Origin of the sequence: Methanobrevibacter sp. YE315 (genome assembly GCF_001548675.1) — an archaeon.
In the GTDB taxonomy this organism is placed as follows: Archaea; Methanobacteriota; Methanobacteria; order Methanobacteriales; family Methanobacteriaceae; genus Methanocatella.
In genome coordinates this window covers 701,354-710,000 of record NZ_CP010834.1, presented here as the reverse complement: position 1 = coordinate 710,000, position 8,647 = coordinate 701,354, and the positions used below count along the sequence as shown (strand labels likewise).

9 protein-coding genes (1 of these 9 only partly in view) are annotated in these 8,647 nt (G+C 34.7%); 1 reads left to right on the top strand and 8 read right to left on the bottom strand.

From position 1 onward, the window contains the following. The 4 genes from TL18_RS03230 to TL18_RS03215 form a co-directional block, all read right to left on the bottom strand. Positions 1-726: the 5' portion of a TIGR01177 family methyltransferase gene (locus TL18_RS03230; protein ID WP_067041248.1), read on the bottom strand. The gene continues 312 nt to the left of window position 1, outside the view; 726 of the gene's 1,038 nt are visible here — the first part of the coding sequence; it begins with the start codon at positions 724-726; its stop codon lies beyond the left edge, outside the window. A gap of 8 nt (positions 727-734) precedes the next feature. Next, on the bottom strand, positions 735-1,925 hold the full coding sequence (locus tag TL18_RS03225) for an NAD(P)/FAD-dependent oxidoreductase (protein WP_067041245.1): 1,191 nt from the start codon (positions 1,923-1,925) through the stop codon (positions 735-737). Between the two features lie 6 nt (positions 1,926-1,931). Continuing rightward, entirely contained in the window at positions 1,932-2,900 is a 969-nt protein-coding gene (locus tag TL18_RS03220) for a PH domain-containing protein (protein ID WP_067041242.1), read from the bottom strand. Positions 2,901-3,032: 132 nt separating this feature from the next. Continuing rightward, positions 3,033-4,298, bottom strand: a complete 1,266-nt coding sequence (locus tag TL18_RS03215; protein ID WP_082706348.1) for a proteasome-activating nucleotidase — start codon at positions 4,296-4,298, stop codon at positions 3,033-3,035. A gap of 153 nt (positions 4,299-4,451) precedes the next feature. Between TL18_RS03215 and TL18_RS03210 the strand changes: the two genes are divergently transcribed. Further along, complete coding sequence (locus TL18_RS03210) at positions 4,452-4,943, top strand: multiprotein bridging factor aMBF1 (RefSeq protein ID WP_067041239.1); 492 nt, start codon at positions 4,452-4,454, stop codon at positions 4,941-4,943. Here TL18_RS03210 and TL18_RS03205 read toward each other — a convergent pair whose 3' ends face one another. The 4 genes from TL18_RS03205 to TL18_RS03190 all read right to left on the bottom strand — a co-directional run bounded on the left by TL18_RS03205 (position 4,944) and on the right by TL18_RS03190 (position 8,629). Continuing rightward, entirely contained in the window at positions 4,944-5,375 is a 432-nt protein-coding gene (locus TL18_RS03205) for a DUF356 domain-containing protein (RefSeq protein WP_067041236.1), read from the bottom strand. Between the two features lie 34 nt (positions 5,376-5,409). Next, the gene (locus TL18_RS03200; RefSeq protein WP_067041233.1) at positions 5,410-6,672 is read right to left on the bottom strand and encodes a hypothetical protein; all 1,263 of its coding nucleotides are present in this window, start codon (positions 6,670-6,672) and stop codon (positions 5,410-5,412) included. Further along, entirely contained in the window at positions 6,662-7,117 is a 456-nt protein-coding gene (locus tag TL18_RS03195; RefSeq protein ID WP_067041229.1) for a hypothetical protein, read from the bottom strand. Before TL18_RS03195 ends, TL18_RS03200 begins: the two co-directional genes overlap by 11 nt. A gap of 81 nt (positions 7,118-7,198) precedes the next feature. Beyond that, entirely contained in the window at positions 7,199-8,629 is a 1,431-nt protein-coding gene (locus TL18_RS03190) for a Mur ligase family protein (protein WP_067041226.1), read from the bottom strand. Positions 8,630-8,647: the final 18 nt, after the last annotated feature.

Here is an 8,647-nt window from a genome sequence, read left to right as displayed (position 1 = left end):
GTCTGTGATTCCATAATAATCCAAATTGATGGAAGTTCCATTTTTCATTTTCCAATAGATATCGGAACCGACAACCTTACAGCCAATCAATCCCGCTTCAATTAGAATACCACCGGTTCCACAGAATGGATCCAATAATAATTCGCCTTCCTTCACTCTTGATAAGTTAACCATGCATCTTGCTAATTTCGGATTCATTGACCCTGGATAGAAGAATGGTCTTTTATGAGGTTTGCTGTCTTCAAAATGCTTTTTGTTTAACTTGATTCTTTCAATAGCCACATAAATATCATTTTCAAATGCGACAACACGGACTAATGATTTCGGTTTTGTTAAATTAACCTTAATATTATCACAATTAGCAAGAATTAATGAACCCATCTTTCTTTCTGTCCCTACAGTATCTATTTCGGAATGGAATCTCTTTACGCGAACCGCAAAAGTCTCATCTATATAATCACACCATTCAATGGCTGAAACATCCCTTTCCAAGTCCTCAACATTGGATTTTTTTATGAGTTCATGGACCTCATGAGTATAGCCCAACCTTTTTGTTAAAGTTTCATAATAATGGCAAATATCCTCTTTGGAAATATTTTTTAAAATAAGCAATCCTTCAGTTATTATTTCAATGTCTGCTTCAATGTTTTCGCATTCCATAACTGCCTTCAACTCAGCTATAGGTAACTGAGGATGTTCTTGAGATTGTATACATAATAATTCCATCATACCACCTAAAATCCGAATATTTTTCCGACTTTCTTAAAAAGAAATGTTGGGACAATCTTAAATATTAAACCTCTTTTTATAAATTCTTTTACAAGAATTGACTGTTCATCCATATCCCCAAACTCGGATATTATCCTTTCACAATCATTATCCTTAAGTTTTATGAACAAATAATCAAAATCCTCTTTTGTAAACAAGTTAAATGATTTTTGAACTTTAATCTGATAATTGAACTCCTTGGAATATTTCTTGAAGAAATTCCTTTCATATTCCTTTAAAATTTCAGGAAAATCCTTTTCAATAGCTTCCAAAATACATTCGCATGCCATTTTACAGGCATCAAATCCAATCAGCAACCCTCCGCCGGAGGTGGGTTTCACTTGGCTTGCCGCATCTCCAATCAAAATTGCCTTATCTTTCACCAGCCTATTTTTGTCATTGAATATTGGTATGAAACCTTTGAATTTTTCCTTAATTTCAAATTCAAAATGCTCATTCAGATAATCCTGCAGAATCAACTCCTGACTCTTATGTGAATCCTTTGAGAACAAACCTATTCTATATGAATCCTCATTTGTGGGAATCACCCATAAAAATCCGGGCAATATTTCTTCCAGAATGCATGTATCCACATAATTCGAAATCAATTTATCCGAATTTCTAAAGGACATTATACTTTCATCACTTATTTCAACGAGAAACTGTGTTGCATTGAAGCTATCCACTGCATTGCCCATCTGTTTGGACAATATGGAATTATGCCCATCGCAGCCTACAATCACTTTGGATTTGATTTTTTGATTATCCGAAAGATGAACAATGGCATTTTCAATGTCAAAATCAACAGCCTTCTGATTAATTAGTGATGCTCCGTTTTGAACGGCCCTATTGAACAGGAATTTGTCATATCCTATCCTATCAATGACATACGCTTCATCGGCATCCTTTTCAACGTTTAATATATGATTCTGACTGTGGATAAAAGCGCCTTTTACCTTATTGATTATCACTTCATCAGGCAATTCATTTAAATCGAAAATCTTTTTGCTCAATATTCCTGCACATTGCAAAGGGTATCCTATTTCCTTTTTCTTTTCTATTATGCAAACGGACAAACCCCTTTTTGAAAGATAATATGCTATTGTGGAGCCTATAGGCCCTCCTCCAATAATAGAAACATCAAAATCAAAGCTCATTATACCTTATTTCCTAAATTTATCAAAATGCCTTCTGATAGCTGTTTCGCTTGAGTCGTTTGGTTCCCCTTGATCATCCTGATGGTTATTAATATGATTATCAGAATAGTCTTCTAAATCATGATAATCCTGACCATATGAATATTCTTCTTGCCTATCATAATAATTGTCTTGAGGATAGTCATTTTGAGGTTCCAAATCTTCCATAATATAATTTACGTTATTTTCAAAATCGTCATATGGCTCATACTCATATTTCGGATTCTGGGAAGGCTCCTGGAAATTCAGATTTTCAGGATAGTATTCATATTCCCTTCTTTGAAGATCCTTTTCTCTATTGATTGGAGTGATTGGCTCAAATTCATCGTAATACTCCTCATTTTGAGGGTATTCCAGAGAATAATCTCGAAAATCACGCTGAGGAATACTTCTGGATTGCGGTTGGAAGTTTCTAGGACCCATAATCCTTGAAAATATGATTTCTTCAGCTTCTGAAGGATTGGAAATGCTTTTCAACTCTAACAGATTATTATCATAGGCGCTGAATATTGAAACTGATCCTATATTAAACAACTTTTCAATTATATTTTGAGAAGTGTTTACATCTTGAATAGTGGCATAAGGCATATAAATCTTTTTAGTGGACAATACCCCTGATTTAACAATAATTCTGGATTCTGTTAATGTATATTCCATAGAATACCATCCAACAAGTTGCCAAATAATATATATTACTATAATAAGAATGATAACAAAAAATGCAATAGCTATATATCTTGTTAGCGGAAGCTTAATTTGTGATATTAAATAAACTTGCATTTCACCAATGAATTGAATAGCCATAGGTGAGATTATCAAAACAACACCTAATAAAACCAAACCGTAAACTGCTTTTTTGCAACCGAAAAGCATGTTCGGCTTAGTTTGATAAAGAATTCTATCATTAACGTGAGTATCATTTTTATTAAATAACATAATTATAGTATTAGATTTTACTTTTAAATAAAGTTTTACAAAAAAAGATTAATAAATAAGCCTCAGCTCGCCCATCATTCATCACGTATCAGAGCTCATAGGGTTCATCATTGGCTTATTTTTATATTAACATTAACCGAACATTACGCCCGCTTCTGTCTTGAACAATTCGTCTTCTTTGGTTTTGCTCATGACTTTTTCAATAGCATCCATAAAGTCTGCCACTGTAATCTTATCACGTTTTTCACGAATTGCAAACATACCTGCTTCTGTACATACCGCCTTCAAGTCTGCACCGGACAGTTCATCAGTCAAATCAGCAAGCAAATCAATGTCCGCCTCATCATCCAATGACATGTTTTTGGTGTGGATTTTGAGGATTTCACGTCTGCCGTCAACATTCGGGAGCGGAACTTCAATGAATCTGTCAAAACGTCCCGGACGCAATAATGCAGGATCCAAGATATCAGGTCTATTGGTTGCACCAATAATTCCAATATCTCCTCTTGATTCGAATCCGTCTAACTCTGCGAGTAATTGCATTAAAGTCCTTTGAACTTCCCTGTCCCCACTGGTGGAACTTTTAAGTCTTTTTGCGGCGACTGCATCAAGTTCGTCAATGAATATGATGGATGGAGCTTTTTCCTTGGCGAGCTCAAACACTTCACGAACAAGCCTTGCCCCTTCACCTATGTATTTCTTGACAAATTCGGATGCTACAATCTTTATGAATGTGGCATTGGTTTCATTTGCTACAGCCTTTGCAAGCAAAGTCTTACCTGTTCCCGGCGGACCATATAACAATATTCCCTTAGGCGGTTCAATACCTACTTTTTCAAACAGTTCAGGTTCAGTCAAAGGCAATTCGACAGTTTCCTTAACTTCTAGGATTTGCTCTTCCAAACCACCGATTTGGTCATATGTAATGTCTGGTTTTGTTTCAATTTCCATTCCTGAAACATTCGCATCTTTTTCTGACGGCAACACTTCAACAATACCGAAGGTCTGTTGATTTAATGCAACCCTTGAACCAGGCACTAATAATTTTTCATCTAAGAATTTTGAGTAATTAACAAGAAAACTAGGTCCTGTACTACTTTTAACAGTCATTCTATTATCATCTAAAACTTCAGTAATAGTAGCTAACACTAAAGGTGGAGACCTAAATCTGTCTACTTCAGAACGTAAAGATTTGGTTTCTCTTTCAAGTCTGATTTTTTCATTTTCAATTAAGACTTTATCCTTTTCTAATTTCCTAACTTTCCACATTAAGTTACTTTTAGCTTTGGATTTTTCTTCTCTCAATATATCAATCTCATCTTGTAATGATTCTACTTTTTCGATTAATTGTTCTTTAGAAGAATTTTCCAAATCATTAAAATCATCCATGTGAATCATCTCCAGTTAGCATAAATTTATAAAACTATGTTAGTTTAATAACAATTTGTAACTTTAAAGTATTTAAAGGTATTCATTTTAAATCTTACTAACAAATATTAATAAGTGAATCGACATATAATTAAATAGAAATAATTGGGGAAACTGATAAAAATGGAATGTGAAATTTGTGGTAAACCAGTACCCGAAAATAATCCAATAAGAGCTAAAATCGAAGGATCTGTCATGGTTGTTTGTAAAGAGTGCTCTAAACTTGGAACAATCCAAAAAGCACCTCCTAAACCAAAATTCAGACAGCAATCCAAATCAAAAAGACCTTCAACAACAAGAAACAGAAATTATTCAAGAAATGATGAACCAACAGAAGAGCTGATTGAGGATTTCGAACATGAAGTCAGAAAGGCAAGGGAATCCAAAAATTGGTCTCGTGAAGATTTGGGCAGAAAGATCAACGAAAGGGTTTCAGTCATTACAAGAATTGAAACCGGAAAAATGACACCAGATACAAAACTTACAAAAAAATTAGAAAAAGCTTTGAACATAAAACTTCTAGAAAAAACAGATAACATTGATTTGAATCAGTTTATCAGCAATTCATCTGGTGAACGCACATTAGGAAATGTAATGAAAATTAAAAGGAAATAGCTATTTACGATAGCTATTCAACTTATCATTTTTAACGTTCCTAACCTTAACATTGATTTTATAGTCAATCATGCCCTCATTTTTTGCTTTAATTGAATTATATCCTTGAAACATAGGAGCAGAGTCTAATAACTCTTCTAATTTTGAATATCCTTCATATTCATCACTGACAACAACAACATGTGCCGGAGGATGAATCTTTTTAATCTGCATAATGCTTAATGTAGTATCTTCTTTTACAAAAAACGCTGTGGCAACAGCGGATTTTGTTCTAAGTTTTGAATTTAAGATGCCTTCAACCAGTGAATCAGCAAAATCAGGGTCAATCTCACGAGGTTTTGAAACCAAATTTAAATTAGCGTGTTTTTCCATATCGGAAATTGCATTGAGCAATTTAGAATTGTTTTCACCCCTAACTAATATTAATGCCATAATAACCTCCTAAAAAAAGATAAAAGGTGGAAAATCACCTTTCTTGGAAGGATTTTAATAATCTGCTTCTAAATACTACTAATAAAAGTAAAATAATACCTACAACTGTCTGTATACTTCCTAAGATAGTTAAGATATTTCCATTAATAGGTAAATCCCATGAAGGAGAAGACCTATCACCAGGAAGTGCATTGTAATAAACACCAACAGCTTTAGAACCTTGTTTTACATTAATATCCTTAGGTTCGACGTGATCGACACCCATTAAAAGCCCATTATTAATACCTCTATTAATTGAACCTGCAATTGCAGATGCATCATATCCGTTCTTTGCAACAGATGCTTCAACAATTTCTTTTGTAGTAGCTTCCAGACCTGGCCTGTCACTTCCATAGACTGAAACACTAACTGCATTTGAACTGACAGTCAAAGCATTGCCTAAAGCCTCATATGCATAGACTGTTTTGATATCTCCGCCGCAAACAGGACATTTATCGTAAACCTCTGCGGCAGGATAACCTAACGCCCATCCGCACTCCTCACAGTTTTTAGAATATTCTTCATCCATCGGATAACCTGATGAATTCATTTCCTTAGGAGTAAACATATCTGTGGTAGATATGCCGGATACGAGGTTTACACCACCCCCACCATATTTTTCACCGGCGTCTTTAGCTACTTCGCCCATAGCTTCTGAAACAATAGTGGTTGCAGGATAACCATCCCTAATCATTTTTCCAATATTCATTGCGGTTTCTTTTCTCACAGAGTCTGCAGTACCATACAAAGGATTTCCGTTAGTATTCCTCAAGTGAATAATAGCTCCTTTTTGTCCAGGCTCTAAAGTAGCGACACCGCTGTTGTATGGAGTAACCTTAATCTCATTACTTGCATCATCAACAGTGATTACATAAGCATTAAATGATCCACCTACTGCTGCACCGATGGTAGGTCCTCCGACCATAATACGAGCACCTTTATAATTAGCAGCCAATGAAGCGGCAGATGCTGCGGATTGATTGTTTTCAAGGCTGGCAACAGCATCAACAATAGAATCCAGCCGGGTATCTGAACTACCGGTACCCCCTGAAAGAACGGTGAAATGATTATTCCTTGAAAGCAAGAAAGTTGACTGGAACATATTGTCTGCAAAGGACATACTTCCGGCAGCAGCACCATTTGGGTCATTTCCAGATGGGTCTGTAATAACAACAATGTTACAAGTAGCTGCCACGCTGCTCATTGTCAATAATAAGATTACAAAAAAGATCAGTGGAATTTTAAAATTAATCTTCATAACTTCCACTTCCCCGTGTATTATTCTCCAATTCGACTGAAGAAAAGTCTTCAATAACGGTTACAGTAACCACACCTGTGTTCTTATCTACTTGAACATCGGCTGCGGTAATCGGTTCAACAGATGTACCTGGCACCGTTGACCGTGTTGCAAATTCTTGAGCCGTCTGAATTGCATCCATCAGCGAAACTTCTCGTTTAGAAGTTTTTAAAATATCTCCATAAATTACACTACCATCCCTAAAACCTGCTTGCATAACATTTGCTCTGATTGTTTCAACAGGGACAATATCATTACCTTTAACAATAATTCCTGAAATAGGAATACCATCATTTACATCATCAGTTGCTGCAAATGCAACATAGGTAATTAAACGGCCACAAAGAATCAAAATAAACGCTAATAATAAAATTATTAATGTGTCTCTTCTAATCTTTATAAACATGTTTTAATCCTCTTGTATCAATATTCTCAAAAAAAGAATAAATTATACATTTATTATATTAAATTAATATTATATTTAAATTTATATTATGTCTTTTAAAAGTGACTCTGCAGGGTCCATTCCTTGAGCACCAATTAACAGGATAATGTCTCCATTTTGTGATTTTTTATAGACCTCACTTAAACAGTCTTTCAGATTGTCATAATGAGTATATTCAATATTGTTTTCATTCAAAACATCGAAAAACACTTTCCTTTCTTCATCTTCAACATAATTCAAATCATTGACCACATCATTACTTGAGGATAAGCTTAACTCGATATTATCATTCATTGACTCAACAATCGCTTCAACGTTTAGCTTATTGATTTCCACTCCCCTTGAACCTCTGATGGCACATACCAAATGCAATTTCTGATTTGGCTTTAGTAATTTGATTGTTTCGGAAATTGTTGATTTGATTCCATCAGGATTATGGGCAAAATCATCGAAAATCAGAGGTTCGTCATTTAACTTGGCGAAACGTCTATTCAAAGGTTTATATGATTTGACTCCTTCAACAATGTCATCCATATCTATTCCCAATGATATGCAAGCCGCTACAGCGGAAAGTATATTTTGAATAAAATGATTTCCTTTAAACGGCAAATCATCGATTGTTAAAATGATTTCATTTCCATAAATAACCTTGTCTTCATTAAAGTAAACGGCATTATCCTCGCTTAATTCATTCATTGAAATGTAAAACGGGTTTTTTGCACTTAACTTCATTACAAGTTCATCATCATGATTTAAAACGCAAATTCCATCACCAATAGCATCCGGAACGGCTTTTATTTCATCGAACACTTCATCAATAGAGTTTACAAGACCGATATGATCCATAGCTATGTTTGTTATAACACCCACTTTTGGATTTACGGCTTCGCTCATTAATGCGGCATGATTTTCCATTAAATTTCCAAGCCATCCTTGAACTTCAGACACCTCAATAACAAGATAATCCAAATCCCCATTTTCGGTAACTTCATCAGAAATCAGCTTGGACACCATAGGATCAATTAAGGTATTGAATTCTGACTCGCTGTCCGTATTGGTAAGAACACGATGACCAGCATTATTTAAAATATGATAAATTAAATGTGAAGTTGTTGATTTTCCGTTAGTTCCTGTAACTACAACATTGGTGGAATCTGGAGAGAACTTCTTTATTGTATGTGATAATGCATATGCATTAGCAAGCTCTATATTATCTGTAATGATTAATGGAAAACTCAGCTTTTTAGCCATCTCAATTGCACCATCCTTTGGTGTTTGGGTAATTAGGCATGCAATATTTTTATTGAAAGCAATTTCCACTCCATCAGCATTAATCCAATGTCTTATAACAATATCTCCCGTGTGGGAATCATTTAAAAAAGTAAATTTACCTGTAAATCCATCAATGGAAAAGAAATCTACATTACCAATAAGTTCTCCATTGATAGCATCAACCAAATCATAAATATCCATTGTATCACCTAAAAGAAA